Source organism: uncultured Brachyspira sp., from assembly GCF_944390845.1.
Lineage (GTDB): Bacteria > Spirochaetota > Brachyspiria > Brachyspirales > Brachyspiraceae > Brachyspira > Brachyspira pulli.
Window position 1 is genome coordinate 1 of sequence record NZ_CALXRM010000070.1, and the last position, 17,842, is coordinate 17,842.

The 17,842-nt window shown below is 27.5% G+C and carries 16 protein-coding genes; 8 read left to right on the forward strand and 8 right to left on the reverse strand.

Going from position 1 to position 17,842, the window contains the following annotated elements:
• Window positions 1-335: 335 nt before the first annotated feature.
• On the forward strand, window positions 336-1,775 hold the full coding sequence (gene hydA, locus Q0K52_RS12160; RefSeq protein ID WP_297299770.1) for a dihydropyrimidinase: 1,440 nt from the start codon (window positions 336-338) through the stop codon (window positions 1,773-1,775).
• Window positions 1,776-1,829: 54 nt separating this feature from the next.
• Here the strand turns inward: hydA and Q0K52_RS12165 are convergent, their stop codons facing one another.
• From Q0K52_RS12165 to Q0K52_RS12185, 5 genes are read right to left on the reverse strand one after another with little or no spacing between them, the layout of a single operon-like run.
• Entirely contained in the window at window positions 1,830-2,879 is a 1,050-nt protein-coding gene (locus tag Q0K52_RS12165; protein ID WP_297299772.1) for a sulfate/molybdate ABC transporter ATP-binding protein, read from the reverse strand.
• An 11-nt stretch (window positions 2,880-2,890) separates the two neighbouring features.
• Window positions 2,891-3,559 (reverse strand): molybdate ABC transporter permease subunit, encoded by a 669-nt coding sequence (modB, locus tag Q0K52_RS12170; RefSeq protein WP_297299774.1) that lies wholly within the window; start codon window positions 3,557-3,559, stop codon window positions 2,891-2,893.
• A gap of 4 nt (window positions 3,560-3,563) precedes the next feature.
• Window positions 3,564-4,331 (reverse strand): molybdate ABC transporter substrate-binding protein, encoded by a 768-nt coding sequence (modA, locus tag Q0K52_RS12175; protein ID WP_297299776.1) that lies wholly within the window; start codon window positions 4,329-4,331, stop codon window positions 3,564-3,566.
• A 45-nt stretch (window positions 4,332-4,376) separates the two neighbouring features.
• A complete protein-coding gene (locus Q0K52_RS12180) occupies window positions 4,377-4,853 on the reverse strand; it encodes a MogA/MoaB family molybdenum cofactor biosynthesis protein (protein WP_297299778.1) in 477 nt (158 codons plus the stop codon).
• Window positions 4,825-5,274 carry an MOSC domain-containing protein gene (locus Q0K52_RS12185; protein ID WP_297299781.1) on the reverse strand — a complete coding sequence of 150 codons (450 nt, stop codon included), beginning with the start codon at window positions 5,272-5,274 and terminating at the stop codon, window positions 4,825-4,827. Before Q0K52_RS12185 ends, Q0K52_RS12180 begins: the two co-directional genes overlap by 29 nt.
• A gap of 174 nt (window positions 5,275-5,448) precedes the next feature.
• Between Q0K52_RS12185 and Q0K52_RS12190 the strand changes: the two genes are divergently transcribed.
• The 7 genes from Q0K52_RS12190 to Q0K52_RS12220 all read left to right on the forward strand — a co-directional run bounded on the left by Q0K52_RS12190 (window position 5,449) and on the right by Q0K52_RS12220 (window position 14,642).
• On the forward strand, window positions 5,449-6,309 hold the full coding sequence (locus tag Q0K52_RS12190) for an XdhC family protein (protein WP_297299783.1): 861 nt from the start codon (window positions 5,449-5,451) through the stop codon (window positions 6,307-6,309).
• Between the two features lie 1,309 nt (window positions 6,310-7,618).
• The gene (gene obgE, locus Q0K52_RS12195) at window positions 7,619-9,661 is read left to right on the forward strand and encodes a GTPase ObgE (protein WP_297299784.1); all 2,043 of its coding nucleotides are present in this window, start codon (window positions 7,619-7,621) and stop codon (window positions 9,659-9,661) included.
• Window positions 9,662-9,742: 81 nt separating this feature from the next.
• Entirely contained in the window at window positions 9,743-10,300 is a 558-nt protein-coding gene (locus tag Q0K52_RS12200) for a flavodoxin domain-containing protein (protein WP_297299786.1), read from the forward strand.
• A gap of 428 nt (window positions 10,301-10,728) precedes the next feature.
• Complete coding sequence (locus Q0K52_RS12205; RefSeq protein WP_297299788.1) at window positions 10,729-12,360, forward strand: NAD(P)/FAD-dependent oxidoreductase; 1,632 nt, start codon at window positions 10,729-10,731, stop codon at window positions 12,358-12,360.
• A 97-nt stretch (window positions 12,361-12,457) separates the two neighbouring features.
• A complete protein-coding gene (locus Q0K52_RS12210) occupies window positions 12,458-12,958 on the forward strand; it encodes a DUF2147 domain-containing protein (RefSeq protein WP_297299790.1) in 501 nt (166 codons plus the stop codon).
• Between the two features lie 81 nt (window positions 12,959-13,039).
• The gene (locus Q0K52_RS12215; protein WP_297299793.1) at window positions 13,040-13,945 is read left to right on the forward strand and encodes a hypothetical protein; all 906 of its coding nucleotides are present in this window, start codon (window positions 13,040-13,042) and stop codon (window positions 13,943-13,945) included.
• A gap of 190 nt (window positions 13,946-14,135) precedes the next feature.
• Window positions 14,136-14,642 (forward strand): DUF2147 domain-containing protein, encoded by a 507-nt coding sequence (locus tag Q0K52_RS12220; RefSeq protein WP_297299795.1) that lies wholly within the window; start codon window positions 14,136-14,138, stop codon window positions 14,640-14,642.
• 39 nt (window positions 14,643-14,681) lie between these two features.
• On the opposite strand, the gene Q0K52_RS12225 is transcribed toward Q0K52_RS12220, so the two are convergent.
• The 3 genes from Q0K52_RS12225 to Q0K52_RS12235 all read right to left on the reverse strand — a co-directional run bounded on the left by Q0K52_RS12225 (window position 14,682) and on the right by Q0K52_RS12235 (window position 17,700).
• On the reverse strand, window positions 14,682-15,608 hold the full coding sequence (locus tag Q0K52_RS12225) for a DMT family transporter (RefSeq protein ID WP_297299797.1): 927 nt from the start codon (window positions 15,606-15,608) through the stop codon (window positions 14,682-14,684).
• Window positions 15,609-15,667: 59 nt separating this feature from the next.
• Window positions 15,668-16,816, reverse strand: coding sequence for an MFS transporter (locus tag Q0K52_RS12230; RefSeq protein WP_297299798.1), 1,149 nt, complete (start codon window positions 16,814-16,816; stop codon window positions 15,668-15,670).
• Window positions 16,817-16,929: 113 nt separating this feature from the next.
• Window positions 16,930-17,700 (reverse strand): HAD-IIA family hydrolase, encoded by a 771-nt coding sequence (locus tag Q0K52_RS12235; protein ID WP_297299800.1) that lies wholly within the window; start codon window positions 17,698-17,700, stop codon window positions 16,930-16,932.
• Between the last annotated feature and the right edge of the window lie 142 nt (window positions 17,701-17,842).

Sequence of the window (17,842 nt, forward strand, 5' to 3'; positions counted from 1 at the left end):
GAAGGTACGCAGAGCGAGCGAATAATTTTTTTATGTATAAACAAAAGAAATAAAAAAATTCTGAGCATTTGATAAGTAAACTTATCAGATATTTTACCGAAGGTACGCAGAGCGAGTGAATAATTTTTTTATGTATAAACAAAAGAAATAAAAAAATTCTGAGCTCTAGTAAATTCGCAGAATAAGGATAGAATCATTTACTAGATATAAACAGCTCATAATTATATATAATAGTAGGTAGATAAATTTAGTAATTAATTTTAATATATAAATTAAAACTTATATATCAAATAATTATATTATTTTAATAAACTAATAAATAATAGGATCATAAAATGAAAAAGATTATTATAAAAAATGGTACTATAGTTAATGCTTCAGAAACTTATAAAGCTGATGTATTGATAGAAGATGAAAAAATTTCTAAAATAGGAATCAATTTCAAATGCGATGATGCAGAAATAATTGATGCTTCAGGCAAATATGTAATGCCCGGCGGAATTGATGTTCATACCCATATGGATATAGATGTTGGTATTGGAAGGGCAGTTGATGATTTCTATACTGGTACTATTGCTGCTGCTTGCGGCGGTACTACCACTATAGTTGATCATATGGGATTTGGCCCTAAAGACTGCGATGTATTTCATCAATTAAAATATTATCATACTCTTGCTGATAATAATGCTGTTATTGATTATAGCTTCCATGGAGTTTTACAGCATGTTGATGAAGATGTGCTTAAAGGACTTGAAGTATTAGCAAAAGAAGAAGGTTTGCAAAGTACAAAATTATATTTAACTTATAACTATAAAATAGAAGATGATAATGTTGTAAGAGTATTAAAGAAGATGAAAGAGATTAATGGAGTTTCTGCTTTTCATGCTGAAAACCATTATGTAGTGGAATATTTAAAGAAGAAATTTGTTGAAGAAGGTAAAACTTCTGCACATTATCATCCTATAAGCAGACCAGCAGAGGCTGAAGCTGAGGCAGTTAATAGAATTATACATTTATCTGTTGTAGCCGGAAATGCTCCTGTTTATATAGTTCATACTTCCGCTTCAAAAAGTGTTGATGAAATAGTTAATGCCAGAGCTTTAGGACATAAAAATATTTTCTCTGAAACTTGCCCTCAATATTTAGTATTAACTGATAAAGAATATGATAGAGAAGATGGACTTAAATTTGTAATGTCTCCTCCTTTAAGAAAACAGGAAGACTGCGACAGATTATGGAAAGCCATTGCAGACGGACATATTCAAGTAATAGCTACAGATCATTGTCCTTTTAATTATGAAACTGATAAGGTAAAAGGAAAAGATAATTTTACTAAATGCCCTAATGGTGCAGGCGGAGTTGAAGAAAGATATCCTTTGATGTTCTCTGAAGGAGTTATGAAGGGAAGAATAAGCATAAACAAATTCGTTGAAACTTTATGCTATAACCCAGCTTTAATATACGGACTTTATCCTCAAAAAGGTGCTATTATTCCAAATGCTGATGCTGATATCACTATAATAGATCCTAATAAAAAATCAGTAATCACAAAATCAAATATGCATGGTGCTTGTGATTATACTGCTTATGAAGGAATGGAACTTTTATGCTCTATTGATACAGTTATATCAAGAGGTAAAATTGTATGTAAGGATAATAAGTTCTTAGGAAATAAAGGCGATGGTAAATTTATAAAGAGAAAGACTTTAGATCATTATGCCGATTTTAATAAGCATTTCAAATTAGGTGATTATATAGATATTGATTGTAATTAATAAATTATAATTTTTATTTATTATAAAAGGCAGCTATTTTTTGATGGCTGTCTTTTATTTTAAAAATATAATATCATTATCATGTATTCCCAAATTTAATTCCATTCCAATTTTGTATGTATCTTTATAATTTTGTTTATCTAATCTCCATGTTATTTGACTGTCACTGTTTATTGGAACAGATGTTATAATATAAGAAAACATATCTTCTGTTATATTTGTTATTTTGCTTTTTATATATACATCGTTATTATTATTTTGAGTGAAATCAAAAAAAGAATATGCTCTTATTCCTATATAATTATAATTTTCAATATCTTCTTTAGGCTTTTTTAAAGTTAAAATTATATTCCAATCTAAACATTCTATTTTTTTATTTTCTAATATTTTTATTCTTGAGAAATTTTTATATCCGGTTAATAATGCTGAGAAATAAGTTTTAGGATTTTCAAAAAGATTATATTTTGTATCTATTATATCAAATTTACCTTTATTAATTATACCAATATTATCTGATAGTCTGTATACTTCATCTCTGTTATGCGATACAAATAGGGTAGTTCCGTTAAACTCTTTTATACTTGATGAAATAAATTTTTCTAATTCCCATTTTATATGATAATCTAAAGCACTTAAAGGTTCGTCTAACATAAGTATATTAGGAGATGATACAAATATTCTTGCTAATGCCGTTCTTTGCTGTTCGCCTCCTGATATTTCTCTTGGCTTCTTATTTCTTATATCATATATAAAAAATTTTTTCATTATATCTTCAATATTAATATTACTTTTTTTATCTCTTATTCCGCATTTAATATTTTCTTCAACAGTCATATTTGGAAATAAGGCATAATTTTGAAATAAAAAACCTACATTTCTTTTTTGAGTTTTTATATTGATTTTCTTTTTAGAATCAAAAAATACATTTCCGTTAAATTCTATATATCCGCTGTCAGGCTTTTCTATTCCGGCAATACATTTTAAAGCCATACTTTTACCGCTTCCAGATGCTCCTAAAATAGAAAATACTCCGCTTTTTACTTCAAATTGTAAATCTAAATCAAAATTAGATAATTTCTTTTTGATATCAACTATTAAACTCAATATAAAACCTCTTATAATCTTTTTTTAATTGCAGAAGAAACAGGCAGTATTATATTCATCATCATTATGCTTACAAAAGATATAGCTACTATTATCATAACCCATTTAAATGCAAGTTCTCTGTCTCCCGCTTGTACAGCTGTATAAACGGCTAAAGACATAGTTTGGGTTTTATTAGGTATATTTCCTGCTATCATTATAGTGGCCCCAAATTCTCCTAATGCTCTTGTAAAAGAAAGTATTGTTCCTCCAAGTATAGAATGCCAGCTGTTTGGAAGTATAACTCTCCAAAATATCCAATTTTCTGATTTTCCTAAAGTTCTTGCAGCATTTATTATATTTTTATCTATTTGTTCAAAAGCTCCTTTACTTGTTCTGTACATTAAAGGAAATGATACTATAAAAGAGGCTAATATTGCTCCTCTTAAAGTAAATACGAAAGGAAAACCTAATTTATCAACTATTGAACCTATAAAAGAATTTCTTCCAAAGAATAATAATAGAAAGAACCCCACAACTGTTGGCGGAAGTACAAGAGGCAGAGTGAATATTATATCAAATAGAGATGATAATTTTTTTATTTTTACTATTATAATAGCGGCATATATTCCAACAAAAAATGTAATAATTGTGGAATAAAATGCCGTTTTTATAGATAATATTAATGGAGTATATTCCATAATCTTATTTAATTACAGTAAATCCATAATTTTTAAATGCTTCTGCTGCTTTATCTGTAGAAATATAGTCTATAAATTTTTGAGCTTCTTCTTTATTTACTGAAGATTTTACTATAGCTATAGGATAAATCACTTTTTTATGTGTTCCTTCTGGGGCTTCTGCTATTATATTAACATTTTTAGATATTTGAGCGTCTGTAGCATAAACTATACCGCAGTCTACTTCTCCTGTTTCAACCCAAGAAAGTACATTCCTTACATCAGAACCATAAACTGCCTTTTCTTTAGCAATATCAAGTATAGATAAATTACTTAATATTTCTTCAGAATACTGTCCTACAGGAACACTTTTTGGCTCTCCTAATCCTAATTTTGTAACATTAGAATTAGTTATATCTGTAAAAGATTTTATATTCAAAGCAGAATTTGTAGGGGATATTAATACAACTTTATTTTCTAATAAATCTTTTCTTGTATCAACATCAATTAAATCTTTATCTTGTAATGCATCCATTTGTTTTTGTGCTGCTGAGAAGAATATATCAGCTGGAGAACCTGCTTCTATCTGTGTCTGCAATGCACCTGATGAAGCAAAAGAGAATGTTACAGTTGTTCCAGTTTCTGTTTTATAATTATTTGCTAATTCTGTAAGAACATCTGTTAAACTTGCAGCAGCTAATACTAATATTTCTTTATTTTCAGCAGTCTTTGAAGAACCGCATGAAATAAATAAATATGATATGAATAGAGTTACTAATATTATTTTTTTCATAGTTCATACCTTTGTTATTTATTTTTTTTTATTTTTATAAAAATATTAATGACCTTCACCTTTTATCATACTTATAATGTGTTCTAGTAAAGGAATTATTAAATTTGTGCAATATTCAGCACCTTTTACGCTTCCAGGAAAATTTACTACGAATACATTATCATTTATACCGGCATATCCTCTTGAAAGAGATGCAAATACTGTATCTTTTATTGATTCCTGTCTTAAATAATCTGATACTCCTCGAACTTCTTTTTTGCAAAAAGCTTCTGTAGCTTCTGGAGTTACATCTCTGCTAGATAATCCAGTTCCGCCGGTAGTAATTATAATATCAAATTTTTCTTTATTTTCATTTAAAGTATTTAATATTATATCATATTCATCTGGCACTATGATTTTTTCTATATTTGAAATTTTGTTTTGTAATTTTTCTTCAAGAGTTTTTATTATAACGGCACCTGATTTATCTTCATAGACGCCTTTATAAGCTCTGTCAGATACAGTAATAACAAGTATTTTCAAGTTTAATTTCTCCCCCTTTAATTACTCTTGCAAATATACCTTTTTTAGGCATAATACAGTTTCCTACCAATTTTTGTATATCACAGCCTTTATGGCATTCTTTTCCTATTTTTGATACTTCTAATATAGTATCTCCTATATATAGTTTTGTTCCTATAGGTAAAGTAAAAAGTTCTACGCCTTTTGTTGTGATGTTTTCAGCAAAATCTCCAGGTTTGAGATTTGTATTCATATTATTATTTGTATATTCTATATCTTCTATAGATAAAATTGATACTTGTCTGTCGCTTAATTTATTAAAGTGAGCGTCATTTAAAACACCTTTTTCTTTTACTAAAGTTATAGAATCAACTGGAGTCTTTACTGTTCCTGTATTTTTAGATATATTTAATGATATTAATTTGAATTCTTTTTTTTCCATAATATTAATTAACCAAATAATTTTTTTATTTTTATATACCTATTATTAATAGAATTCTATACAAAAAAATAAAATATTCAATATAAATATAAATTTTTTTTAGGTTTTTATTTAAAAATTACAAAAAATTTATTATAATATTATTTAAATACTATACTTTAATTAGAGGTTTCAATGAACAATAAGCAAATTTTAGACAAAGCATCAGAACTAATTAATAATAATATAGAAGTAGAATTAATAAAAATATTAAAAACATCTGGTTCAGCTCCAAGAACATTAGATGCTTTCATGATAGTATATAATGAAAATGGAAATCAAAAAAATCTTGGTACCATTGGCGGCGGAGTATTAGAATTTGAAGCTTTAAAAGATGCTTATGAATATTTAAATAAAAAAGAAACGTCTAGTAAAGAATATAGTTTAAGGCCTCAAGATGTAGGCGGAATTGGTATGGTATGCGGCGGAAGTGTGGAAGTATCTTTCATTTATTTAAATGGCAGTAAAGATATTATAAATAATTTGAAAAAAGAGATTGAAGATAAAGAATATAATGTTTATATATTTGGGGCAGGACATGTATCTTTTGATTTAGCAGATATTTTGTATAAAGTTGGATTTAATTGTATTGTTATTGATGATAGAGAGGAATTTGCTAATAAAGAAAGATTTCCTAATGCAAGCAATATAATAGTAGGAAATTATGAAGATATATTTGAAAAATTAAATATTACAAATAAAGATTATATAATTATAGTAACTAGAGGTCATGCACATGATTATATAGTAGAAAAATATGCATTAAAAACAGATGCGGTGTATATTGGAATGATAGGAAGTAAGAATAAAATAAAAACATTACATGATAAATTAAAATCAGAAGAAAATTATACTGATGAAATTATTTCAAGAGTACATGCTCCAATAGGATTAGCTATAGGAGCGGAAAGCACAGAAGAAATAGCTGTAAGTATAGCAGCAGAACTTATATTAACAAGGGCTACTATTGAGAACAGAAGAAAGATAAAGAAATAATTTTATTATAAATTACAATATTATTCGGAGAATATAAACTATAAAATTGGAGGATTTAATAATTTATATTTTTGTTAATGTATAAATGTTGCGGTATAAATTCTAATATCAATAAACTTTAAATATAATTTTTTATAAACTATATTTTGTATTTTATAAATTATAATATTTTTGAGTATAACTTTATAAAATTATAGTATATACCAAAAATTTTTAACTTTGTCATTTTTTTAGTCAACTTTTTCCCGCCGCATACGCTCTGCGGACTTCGTCAAAGTTGCAAAAAGTGCAAGGATAGAATTAGTACTAAATCATACTAAAATTGTCTTACATGTAAGATAATTTATTAAATTAAAGCCCAAATGTAGCCTTTTTGCTTCTTTGTGGCAACAAAAGAAGTGGGGTATGGGGCAAAGCCCCAGATATAAAAACAAAAATATAACTTTACTTTTGACAAAGTATAGTTGTTTAGGTATATACTGAAAATTTTTAAGTTTGTCAATTGATGCACTTTATATAGATATTATCTACTTTTTTGCCGCACACGCTCTGCGGACTTCGTCAAAGTAGCAAAAAACGCAATTGCTAGAACTTTATATTTTAAGAATATGTATTAAATATTGTATAAATCCTAGTTTTAGGTCAAAAATGCAGTTGTTTTGGTTCTTTTATACCAATAAAAGAACTGGGGTATGGGGCAAAGCCCCAGATATAAAAACAAAAATATAAATTTATTTTTGACAAAGTATATTTGTTTAGGTATATACTAAAAATTTTTAAGTTTGTCAATTTTTTTGTTGTTCTTTTTCCCACCGCACGCCATACCTAAAAGGCACTCCCTACGGTCGCAGGCGGACTTCGTCAAAGAGCCTATATCCTAGATAAACTCGGATACGCTATGCGAAAGTGCAAGGATAAAATTAGTACTAAATCATACTAAAATTGTTTTACATGTAATATAAATTATCAATTTAAGCTAAAATATAGCCCTTCGCTGAAGGCGGGCTGTGCCTGCTTCTTTTTGGCACGCTAAAGGACTTCCTTCGGTCGCAAAAGAAGTGGGGTATGGGGCAAAACCCTGAAAATATTTTAAATTAAAAAAATTATTTTGACAAAATACATTTGTTTAGGTATATACAAGTATAAAAAATCATTTAAATATATAATATTTATTTAATAATGATTTATAAAAGATATAATGATTAATTATTGAAAAATAATAGCATTGATAAAATATATTTTTATAATATAATAAATATCTGAAAATAAATAATTTAAATATACAAATTAATAATAAGGTAATAACAATATGGAACAATTTATAGATGTAGTAAGTTTTGAAATAGAAGCAGGACATGGAGGAGCTGGAAGCGTAAGTTTTAGAAGAGAAGCACATGTACCTATGGGCGGTCCTGACGGCGGTAACGGCGGCGACGGCGGAGATGTTATTGTCACTGTTGATGCAAGAATAAACAGTTTTGGAAAAATAAAAAGCAGAAAAAGATTCAGAGCAAGAGACGGAGAACCTGGCAGAGCAAGACTTAGTGACGGAAAAAAAGGTGATGATATTGTTATAAGAGTTCCTATTGGTACAGTTGTTTATGATGAGGATACTGGCAATATTTTAGCAGATTTACTTGAGGAAGGACAAAGTTTCACAGTTGCAAGAGGCGGTAAAGGCGGAAAGGGAAATAAATTCTATGCTACAGCTACTAATCAGGCACCAGACTATGCACAGCATGGCTTAGATGGTGAAAAATTAAATATAAGACTTGAAGTAAAACTTATAGCAGATATTGGACTTGTTGGTATGCCTAATGCTGGTAAATCTAGTTTGCTAGCAAGACTTACAAGAGCCAATCCAAAAATTGCATCATATCCATTTACTACACTTACTCCAAATTTGGGTGTTTGTTATTTAGATTATGAAAGAAGTTTTGTTATTGCAGATATACCTGGAATTATAGAAGGTGCAAGCGAAGGTGCAGGACTTGGTCTTACTTTTTTAAGACATATTGAAAGAACAGGTGCTTTATGCTTTGTTATAGATTTGACTGATGAAGATGTTGTTGATACTTATAAAAAACTTAGAAATGAATTAAAGCAGTACAGTAAAGAATTAATAAAGAAAAAGTCTATAATAGTATTAAATAAAACTGATATGCTTGAAAAAGATGAGATAAAAGAAAAAGTAAAAGCTATAGAAAAAGCAGTAAAAAAAGAATATAAAAATAATAAAGAAACACATTATGAAGAACCTGAAATATTTGCTTTGTCAGTATTTAGTTTAGACGGTGAATTATTAGATGATGTAATAAATGCATTCTATAAAGCAAATGAAGAAAGATATGATAATACTAAAAAAGAAACTAGAGAACCTCTTTTACTTAATCAAAATAAAAATAAATCAAAATTAAAAACTAAAAGAGTATTCGGGCCAGTAGTATCAAAAAGACTCGGCAATTCTTTAGGAATAGATGTTATACCTCATAAAACTTGCAGTTATAATTGTATATATTGTCAATTGGGTTCTGAAGAAAATACTAAAACTAATCTTGCAAGTTATTATTCAGTTGATGAAATAATATATGAATTAAAAGAAGCTTTGCTTAATAATAAAAATATTGATTATATAACTTTTGCTGGTTCCGGAGAGCCTACTTTATATAAGGATTTAAAAAAGTTAATTTATGAAATCAAACAAATAACAGATATTCCAGTATGTATTATTACAAATGGTTCTCTTTTATATAAACAAGAAATGCGTTCTGATTTGCTTATGGCAGATTTGGTTATACCTTCACTTGATGCTGGAAATATCGATACTTTTAAACTAATAGATCAGCCTAATAAAGAAATAGATTTTGATAAAATGGTTAATGGTCTTATAGAGTTTAGGAGAGTTTTTAAGGGCGAGTATTGGCTTGAAGTATTTCTACTTAAGGGTATCAATGACAGCGAAGAAGAACTTGATGATATAATAAAAATAGTGAATAAAATAAAACCTGATAAGGTACAGCTTGTTACAGCTACTAGAAGAACAGCTAATGAAAAGGCTAAAGCATTGAGCGATGAAGAAATGGAAAATGCTAAAAAATATTTTAATGCTCATTGTGATATTGAAATAGATGTTCCTAGTGTATCAGATAAAGCTAAAGGAAATACTAAAAAAATAACTGAAGAAGATATAGTAAATTTTTTAATAAGACAGCCTGATACAGTTCATATGATAGCTATAAGTTTTAATGAAGATGAGAGCAGAGTAAATGAATTATTAAAAAAATTAGTTGAAAGCGGAAAGGTTAGGGAAGAAATAGTTAATGGTGTATTATCTTATGCTGTTAATGTTTAATATAAAAAAGAGTTTTTGACAAAATAATTTATTTTTATTATAATGTTATATTATATAATTAAATTTTTATAGGATTAGTTTATGCCGAATAAAATTGCAGTACTTTACAAAAGCAAATATGGAACTACAAGAACTTATGCTAAATGGATAGCTGATAAACTTCATGGAGATCTCTATGGTATTGATAATGTCACTTTTCAAAATTTAGATACTTATGATTATATAGTTTTTGCCGGTGCTTTGTATGCTGGAAAACTTTCATCAGCTAAAGGCATAAAAAAATTCTATAAAAAATTAAAGGGAAGAAAAAATTTATATTGTGTTATAGTAGGTCTTGGAGATCCTGCAGATAAAGAATTATATAATAATTATGTTAATAAAAATTTCAATTCCGATGAAAAAGAAAATATGAAATTCTATTTTTTAAGAGGATGCATAGATTTTGATAAATTAAAACTTCATCATGCTTTGATGATGCTTATGCTTAAAAGAATAATATCTGCTAAAACAGTAAAAACAGAAGATGAAAAAGCATTATTAGAAAATTATGGTAAAAAAATAGATTTTACTAATAAAACTTCTGTTGAAGAAATAGTTTTAGATATAAAAAATAAAAATAAAGAACTTCAAAATAAATAATATTTTTATTTAAATGTAATTATATTATTTTGTAATCAAATATTTTTAAATAGTTATTCCTCATATAATAAATATTAATCTAAAATAAATAATTAACTTCTTTTGTTTAAAATAAGTAATATTTTATATCAATTTATTATTTTATTTAAAATAATACACTATATTATAGTTTTGAACATATATTATTATTGTTCAATGTAATTATATTGTAAAAATCTTTATAAAAAATTAAATATTTATATAATTTTATAATACATATAATACAAATATCTATAAAATTGTAAATTTTTTTAAAAAAAATGAACTATATATACGCATTTTTTATAAAAAACGCTTGTATTTATCCTCGTATTTGTTATATTATATATAAGCGAAAACAAATAAAAACGCTTATGAAATATAAACAATTTATTAAAGGGGATATAAATATGACTAATAATAATAAATATGATATAGTAATAATAGGTTCAGGATTAGGCGGATTAACTTCAGGAGCTTATTTATCAAAAAAAGGAAAAAAAGTATTGGTTTTAGAAAGCCATAATATAGTTGGAGGATGTGCTACAGTATATAAAAGAAAAAATATTAAGTTTGAAGTGGGTCTTCATGAAATGGATATGGCTAAAAAAAGCAGGGACGGAAAACATGCTATATTCAAACAATTAGGTATTTATGACAGAGTTGATTTTGTTAAATTGCCTCAAACTTGGAGAATAAAAACAGAATCTACAGATTTAGTTATACCAGAAGGTTATGAGAATGTTATGAATACATTAGAAAAAGAATTCCCAGAGGAAAAAGGCGGTATAAAAAAGTATTTCGGCGGACTTTCAAGAATAATGTATATGATAAGAAGACTTCCTTATGATTTGAAGTTTTTTGATTTCTTTTTCTATCCTATAACAACATTCCCAATGAATTTATATCATTTATTTACACAAAAGAAACTTGGAAATGTTTTGGATTCAATAATAAAAAGTGATAAGTTAAAAAGAATATTAAATATCAATATAACTTACTATCATGATAATCCTTATGAATTTACTTGGTATTACCATGCTTGTGCTCAAGGCGGATACTATAACCAAGCTTGTTTTATCAAAGGAGGAAGCCAAAAATTATCCGATGCTTTAGCTGATATAATAAGAGAAAACGGAGGAGAGGTTAGAGTTTCTTCAGAAGTTAAAAAAATAAATGTAAAAGGAAATATTGCTGAAGGCGTAACTTATTTTGATAAAAAGACAAAACAAGAAGTTACAGTAAATGCTGATTATGTAATAGCTAATGCTGCACCTAAGGTTGTTTATGATGAACTTCTTCCAAAAGGATATGAAGATAAGAGAATAAATAAACTTAAAAACTCAGTTTCTTTATATACAGTTTATATAATATTTAAGAAGAAATTTAAAGAACTTTATCCTAACAATGCATACTCTACTTTTATAAGTACAGAAAAAATGTTGAACACTCCATTTAAAGAAGATGCTAAGGGACAAAGAAGAATACCAGTAGAAGATAGAAACTTTGTATTTGTTGATTATTCTACAATAGACAGCGGACTTGTAGAAGAAGGTGATGAACGTTCATTTGCGGTATTGACAGGTCCTTCTTATTTAGATGAATGGAAAGATTTAAGCGATGAAGAATATAAAGCTAAGAAAAAAGAATTAGCAGAAAAATTAATAGACAGAGCAGAACAGCATTATCCTGGATTCAGAGATAATATTGAGTATTATGAAGTTGCTACACCAAAAACAATAAAGAGATATATTAAAACTCCAGAAGGAACAGCTTATGGATTTGTTCAAGATGGTTATTTGAAAAAGAGCCGTTCTGTAAGAGTATCTCCTACAGTTAAGAATTTACATTTTGCTAGTGCTTGGGGATTCCCTGGCGGCGGATTTACAGGAGCTATAATGAGCGGATATTTGGCAGCAAGAAATATATTGTTCCCTATAAAACCTTATATAGCGTTAAGAATACTTCTTTGTGCTGCTTTTGGAACTGCTGTAGGTACTATACATCATTGGCTTCCTGCTTTAATGAACTTGTTTAAGTAATAAAGTAAAGTTTCACAGTCTTATTTATGTTAATGATGATAAGAATGTGAAAAATAAAAGTAAAAATAAATGATAATAATAAAAAGGAGAAATATAAATGAGAAATAAAATTATAACAATACTAATTCTTACAATGATATCAAGTATAATGGCTTTTGGACAAAATGCTGATGATATAGTAGGCTTATGGTACAGTCAGGCAGATGCTAAAAACAGAGTTTCTGTAGTTCAAATATATAAAGAAAATAATAAATACTATGCTTATTCATTTGCCTATCAAAATTCTACTGATATCGTAAATGATGTTAATAATCCTAAAGCAGAATTAAGAAACTTGCCTTTAAAAGGACTTGTATATTTATATGATTTAGAGTTTTCAAAAGGTGAGTGGAAAGGCGGTAAAATATATAATCCGGAACAAGGAAAAACATATAATGCCAAAGCTAGTCTTTCAGATAATAAACAAGAACTAAAAATAAAAGCTACTATAGATGGTGCAGGACTTTTTGGTAAAACTCTCACTTGGAAAAAAGTACCTAGTAATGAAGTTTCTAAATATACACCATTAAATAAAAGCGAATTAAGAAAACTTAATTAAATTAATATAACAATAATCAGTGTATAGTAATTACTGTACACTGACAAATAATATAAACAAAATAAAAAATAGGAAATAATTATGAAAAAAATATTAGTAATGCTGCTTATTATAATGATAAATATACCGTTATTAGCACAGGAAAACGAAAAGCCTAAAAGAGATTTGACTGATAAGTCTGATGAAGGGTGGTATTTTTCAAATCACTTTATGGGAAGATGGAATCATTTTGGAGCTTTATATCAGGGACAATTATTTTATAAAAAGGCTTTATTTAGAGAAATGAACAATTTCTTTTTTGCTGATTCTTATGTACTTGCTGGAATAGAACAGGAATTCAGCAGTTTTTCAAGAACATCAGCTTATGTGGAATTTCAGCCTTTAATAGCATTGAAGTTTTTATTTAAGTTTACTTATGAAGCAGGACTTGCTGATCCTGGAAAACCTGTGTTAGTTGACAGTAATACAAAAGAATTTAATCATGCACTTCCTCCATTTACAGGACTTAACCCTAAGACTAGAAAACCTCAGTATGTAGGCGGAAATACAATATATGTTCAGTTTGCTCCTACACTTACAATGGGTGGACCTGCTGGCCCTGGTTTAATAGCTCTTATATACACACCTTATATAAATTATGTTAGAGCTTTTGGTGTAGACAAAAATGAATATGTTTATTTAGCTAGAGAGTCTATAGTTCTAAAAGCTGAGGACTTATATTTCAATCATGATATAAAATTGGGTTATAGTATGAAGGAATGGGGTATGGCTTTTGCTATTAATACAACAATAGAGCATATGCTTTCAAGCAAAGAGTTATATAGGGTTGGTTTATTTGCTGCCTATTCTTATAAAAAGGCGTTAAAAAATGTGCCTAGTCTTTCTCCGTTTGTTAGTACTAAAATAGGTACTTGGCTTATTGAAAAGCATGTACAATATAAATTTGCTATACAATTAGATGCTGGTATAGAATGGAAATTCAAGTAATATTTTATCCCCAATACATATATTAGTTAATAAAAGCAAAGAGTATTATAGATATAATATTCTATAATAATCTTTGTAATAATTTACTTTTATCTCTATAGTTTGTTATAAATAATAATATTTTTATCAAATTATAAAAAAATGAATTTGATAAAATACTATATAATGAAAAAAAGGAGAAATAAGACAAATGAAAAAACTGTTTTTATTAACTGGTATATTCTTTATTTGTTCTAGCATTATGGTAATGGCTCAAAATGCTAATGATGTTGTTGGTTTATGGTATTCTGAAAAGGATGCAGACGGTCTTATTCCTGTTGTAGAAATATACGAGGAAAATGGCCAGTATTTTGGTTACTTTTTTGATTATAAAGAACCTTATAATGGTCCTGATAAGAAAGATGTAAAAAATCCTAATAAAGAATTAAGAGATTTACCTGTAAAAGGATTAGTTTATTTAATGGGACTTTCTTTCGACAAAGGCGAATGGAAAGGCGGTAAAATATACAATCCTTATGACGGAAAAACTTATAATGGAAGAATGTCTTTATCCGATGATGGTAAAACACTTACTGTTAGAGGTTCTTTAGATAAATCTGGAATATTAGGTAAATCTATGAAATGGACTAGAGTTCCAGATTCTGAAAAATCAAAATATAAACCTATGAATAGATCTCAATTAAGAAAATTGAACTAATATTTCATAATATAAACTATTTTTTATTAGGAGGTTTAATCAGCCTCCTATTTTTTTATTAAATTTTATCTTATCGCCTATAGTGCTGTATATAATTCCTATAAGTATTAATGCTCCGCCAATAATTTGAGATATTAATAATTGTTCATTTAAAAGTATAACAGCTTCTAAAGATGAGAAAAACGGTATGGAGTCATATATAATAGCACCTTTTATAGCTCCTATTTTTGCTACAGCCATATTCCATAATATGAATCCTAAAGCTGATGGAAATATACCAACATATACAAGTATCAAACCTGATTGCATATTTAAAGCATGAGCATTATTTGTAATATATGTTAAAATCATTCCAATGATTAATGGTATAAGTCCTATTATAACCATAAGATAAAAGAATGTAGATTGAGATATTTCTTTTGGTCTTATTTTCAATGTTAAAGTATAAATAGCAAATAATATAACAGCAAAAAGCATATATAAATCTCCTATTGCAAATTGAAGATTCATTAATACATTTATGCTTCCTTTAGTTATTAATATTACAACTCCTAGTATAACAACTAATAATCCTAATTTTTGATTAAATGTTAATTTTGTTTTCCATACTACTCTGCTTATTATTGCCATTATAATAGGGGATAAGGTAGCAAGCAATGACATATTAGTGGCATTACTTGTATGTGCTGCTAAATATACAAAAGTATTAAATACAGTTACACCTAATATTGATATTATTATTACTTTTATCCATAAGCCTTTTACATATTTAATAGTTTTAATTAATTTTTTTATACAAAATGGAGTTAGTACTATAAAAGTTACAAACCATCTATAAAAAGAAATTTCTATAGGAGTCAAATGGGTTAAAAATCTAGCAGCTACAAAATTACCGCTCCATATAATAACGGCAAGTATTGCTAGTATGTATCCAGAATTATTATTAGTTGAGTTATTTTCAGACATATTGTTTTCCATTTATTTTTTAATTGATAGCGTACTATATTATTATAAAATGATTTTTTTTACAATGTTTTTTTATCATTTTGCTTATTTGCAGCATAATAAATTACTGATATTATTGACGATAATACTGAAATAATAGTCAATACAGTATATGCAATATTTATAGAGTATACATCTATTAATTTACCAGTAATAATTGGGAATATAAAAATGCCAAATGAATATGTTGATTGGAAAAATCCCATAGCAGATGATTTCTTTTCCATATCTATTTCTTTTATAGATTCGCTTGTAAGCATAGTAGCTAATATGCCGGAAGAAAAACCTCCTAATATTTGAGATGCTATTATTATATATACATTAGAAGTTGATATAACAGTTACACAATATATGGCCATAATTATGAAAGAAACAGGTATATATATTTTTATATTTTTTTCATTCTTTATTTTGCTTGGTAAAAATGAACCTACTATAGCAAAAAACATACTAATTATTGAAGCAGCACCTACATTTTGAGCAGATCCTCCAAGTTCTTTTATTCTGTTTAAAGTGAATGATATAATAGCAGACATTTGTACGCCTTGCATTACTATAGCAAGAAAAGAGAATACTATTAATCTTTTATTATTTATTACAGAAAATAAAGCTTTTATTGATAGTTTTCTGCTATGTTTTTTATCTTTCAAAAATAGTCCTAGTATTGCAACCAATGCTCCTGAAATACCGCTTACATATAATAAAAATTTCATGCCGAATTTATCATAAGAAAATGCTGCTACTAAAAAAGCAATAAACATACCAAGAACGCTTGCTACTAATGCTTTACTTGTTGCTTTGTATTCTTCTTTTTTATCAAAATAAGATGCATATAAAACCATAAATACTGTCCATATAGATGCTGATATTCCGCATAATGTGCCTCCTATTAAAAATCCATTAGCATTTAAATTGAATATTCTTACAAAAGCACCAAGAGAAGTTAGAACTCCAGCAAGTATTATGAATATTTTACATCTTCCAACATAATCATTAAGAAGTCCAAATGGAAATTTTAAGAACATTTGTGCAGCACCATAAACACCTATTATAATTCCTATTAAAGATGAACTTATATTTATAGAGGATAAATATGTAACTTGATATGGAATATATACATATAATGATATCCATAAAAATGTCATAATTGCAAATAATAACTGATCCATAAATAGTATCCCTGATTTCTAATTTAATTGAAAAAGTTCTTAACAAAAATAAAGCTGCTTAATAGAAAATTAAACAGCTTTTTATATTATACATTTAAACTTTTATTTGTAAATTAGAATTTCTCTATATTTATTTCAGCAACGGAATTAAATATATAATTTGGTCTGTATGGGAATTGCTGAACCATTTCTTTTGTAGTAACTCCGGAGAGAACAAGAGCGGTTTTCATACCGGCACCAAGTCCTCCTAGTATATCAGTATCCATTCTATCGCCAACCATTAATGTATTTTCACTATGGGCATTTATTTGATTTTTTGCAATAGACATCATTACAGAATTAGGCTTTCCAACTATATAAGGTTTTTTTCCGGTAGCAGTTTCTATTGCAGCAAGTATTGGACCTACAGCTGGTACTAATTCTCCATTTGGAGCAGGGTCTACTATATCCGGATTGCATCCTATGAATCTTGCCCCTTTATTGATTAAATGTGTAGCTTTAGTCAGCATATCAAAATTAAATGCATTTGTCTTTCCTACAACAACATAATCAGGATTAACATCATTTATACTATATCCTACATTATATAATTCGCTTACTAAGCCGCCGGTACCTATAACATAAGCTGTTCCGTTAGCTAATTGTCTTTGTAAGAATATAGCTGTTGCTTGTGCTGCAGTGAAAAAATGCTTTTCTTCCAATCCGTTTACGCCTAATGATTCTAATTTTCTTTTTAAATCTCTTGGAGTTTGTTCGGCATTGTTAGTTAAAAATAAAAATGGCACCTCTTTATTTAGAAGCATATTAATAAAATCTTCAGCACCATCTATTAAATTATTGCCTCTGTATATAACTCCGTCCATATCTGATATTATGCTAATCATTTATTCCCCTTTATTTAATTCTATTTATTTTATTGAATTTTTTTACTATATATATTAAATTTATATTATGTTTAAGAGCCATAGATATTGCACACTTTTAGTTTAAAAAAAGAAGGTATTCCTTATAATTTAAATTACTAGA

Excerpts from the sequence above, each read along its gene's own strand:
- Q0K52_RS12225 (WP_297299797.1), bottom strand. The coding sequence starts at position 15,608 with ATGTCTGAAAATAACTCAACTAATAATAATTCTGGATACATACTAGCA.
- Q0K52_RS12205 (WP_297299788.1), top strand. The coding sequence starts at position 10,729 with ATGACTAATAATAATAAATATGATATAGTAATAATAGGTTCAGGATTA.
- Q0K52_RS12235 (WP_297299800.1), bottom strand. The coding sequence starts at position 17,700 with ATGATTAGCATAATATCAGATATGGACGGAGTTATATACAGAGGCAAT.
- modA (WP_297299776.1), bottom strand. The coding sequence starts at position 4,331 with ATGAAAAAAATAATATTAGTAACTCTATTCATATCATATTTATTTATT.
- Q0K52_RS12210 (WP_297299790.1), top strand. The coding sequence starts at position 12,458 with ATGAGAAATAAAATTATAACAATACTAATTCTTACAATGATATCAAGT.
- obgE (WP_297299784.1), top strand. The coding sequence starts at position 7,619 with ATGGAACAATTTATAGATGTAGTAAGTTTTGAAATAGAAGCAGGACAT.
- Q0K52_RS12220 (WP_297299795.1), top strand. The coding sequence starts at position 14,136 with ATGAAAAAACTGTTTTTATTAACTGGTATATTCTTTATTTGTTCTAGC.
- Q0K52_RS12185 (WP_297299781.1), bottom strand. The coding sequence starts at position 5,274 with ATGGAAAAAAAAGAATTCAAATTAATATCATTAAATATATCTAAAAAT.
- Q0K52_RS12190 (WP_297299783.1), top strand. The coding sequence starts at position 5,449 with ATGAACAATAAGCAAATTTTAGACAAAGCATCAGAACTAATTAATAAT.
- Q0K52_RS12200 (WP_297299786.1), top strand. The coding sequence starts at position 9,743 with ATGCCGAATAAAATTGCAGTACTTTACAAAAGCAAATATGGAACTACA.
- hydA (WP_297299770.1), top strand. The coding sequence starts at position 336 with ATGAAAAAGATTATTATAAAAAATGGTACTATAGTTAATGCTTCAGAA.
- Q0K52_RS12215 (WP_297299793.1), top strand. The coding sequence starts at position 13,040 with ATGAAAAAAATATTAGTAATGCTGCTTATTATAATGATAAATATACCG.
- modB (WP_297299774.1), bottom strand. The coding sequence starts at position 3,559 with ATGGAATATACTCCATTAATATTATCTATAAAAACGGCATTTTATTCC.
- Q0K52_RS12230 (WP_297299798.1), bottom strand. The coding sequence starts at position 16,816 with ATGGATCAGTTATTATTTGCAATTATGACATTTTTATGGATATCATTA.